This window comes from Streptosporangium sp. NPDC006013, from assembly GCF_040614275.1.
Lineage (GTDB): Bacteria > Actinomycetota > Actinomycetes > Streptosporangiales > Streptosporangiaceae > Streptosporangium.
The window spans coordinates 1-1,445 of the sequence record NZ_JBEXUE010000929.1 but is presented as its reverse complement, the minus strand read 5'-3'; the positions used below and the strand labels follow the sequence as shown (position 1 = coordinate 1,445).

At 65.1% G+C, this 1,445-nt stretch carries 1 protein-coding gene; it reads left to right on the top strand.

What is annotated here, in order from left to right; translation table 11 throughout:
• The first annotated feature begins 325 nt into the window (after nucleotides 1–325).
• Entirely contained in the window at nucleotides 326–1,237 is a 912-nt protein-coding gene (locus ABZ260_RS51000) for a hypothetical protein (protein ID WP_355633185.1), read from the top strand.
• Nucleotides 1,238–1,445: the final 208 nt, after the last annotated feature.

Below are 1,445 nucleotides of genomic sequence, written 5' to 3'. Positions count from 1 at the left end.
GCCACCCCAGCGGTGCGGGCAGGTGGCCGGTACGGGCGATGACTCGCCGACCGCTCCCGAGAAGAGCACGGCCGCCACGCACACCCCGGCCGCCGCGAGGCCAAGACCGATCGACGTGGAAAGCTTCATAGTTCATAAACGTCGCTTCCCTGCCGATCGGTTCGCCTCGCTCGTCCCTGTCCGGGCGCGGGGTGATGGGATAAGGCGCGAGACTGCCTGTAAAGCATCAGCCGAAGTAGAACAGTCAGGTGAACCCTGCAACCCCGAGCAGGTGTGCTGCACGGGATCGTCGCGACTCACTGCTTCTCGTCTCCAAGGTGACACATTGAAAGAGGTGGCTCTGCAGCAGTACGCCCGACTGCCACGTGAATACCGCGGTCTCGAAGTGTTGGCCAGCACGATCGACGCGTACGGCCGGGCGCTGTGGCTGCTGTCCGACAGCCCGGACGCGCTATCGGATGACCTCTCCAGGAGTGGAAGGCTCACTGTGCCGCCCCGAAAGCAGCCCTACGACGCGTTGCTTGTCATGGACAAGAACGGCACCGCGAGCGAACTCGTTCTCCATGACGTCCACCTGTTGGTCAGCAAGCTCGACGCCCTGCCCAACGGCCGCTTCCTGCTGACCGGCACCGCGGCTCGGCACCGCCCACCCGCTTCAGCGGCTGCCAACGCCCAGATCTACGGCCGCGACGGGCGGCCACGCCGTAGCTTCCCGATCGGCCAGCCCGGACACCTCCTTGCCGATCGGCGCCACAACGTGTGGACCGGTTACTTCGACCAGGCCATTTACACCGACCTCATCAGCGCGCCCGGCCTTGTCCGCTGGGACACCGGCGGCAACCGGCAGTGGGCGTATCAGCCTCCTCCAGGAGAAGAGCACATCGCCGACTGCTACGCGCTCAACGTCACCGACGGCGTCGCATGGGCCTACTACTACCAAGCGTTCTCCCTGATCGAAATTCACACCGGCGGCCGGCTGACGATCCGCGAGACACCCGTGAAGGGAGCGCACGGGCTCGCCATATGTGACGACCAGGTCACCTTCCTCGCCAGCAGGGGACATCACGACCGCTTACACCGATGTCGCCTGACCGATGACGCCGTCCTCTTGGAGGAGGAGGCAACCCTCACCATGCCAGGTGGCAAGCCACTCGGCCGCCACCGGATCGTCAGCAGGGCAAACGCCCTCTACCTGCTCGACCCCTCATCCCACTCCTGGCATGTGCACCTAACGTGACGGCCACGCATCATCCAAAGCAGACCGGCCGAAGGGGTGTAAAGCATCAGCCGAAGCCGCACTGTCAAGCATCAACCGAAGTAGGACACGGAGTCTGCTCACTCCGGATGAGAACTTTCTCTACGGTTTTAAAGGCGATCCGCCTACGGCGTCTCGCCGCGCGTCGGGCGGTCGCTGGCCGCGCTGCGGCTCTTCGGCCGGTCGCGGC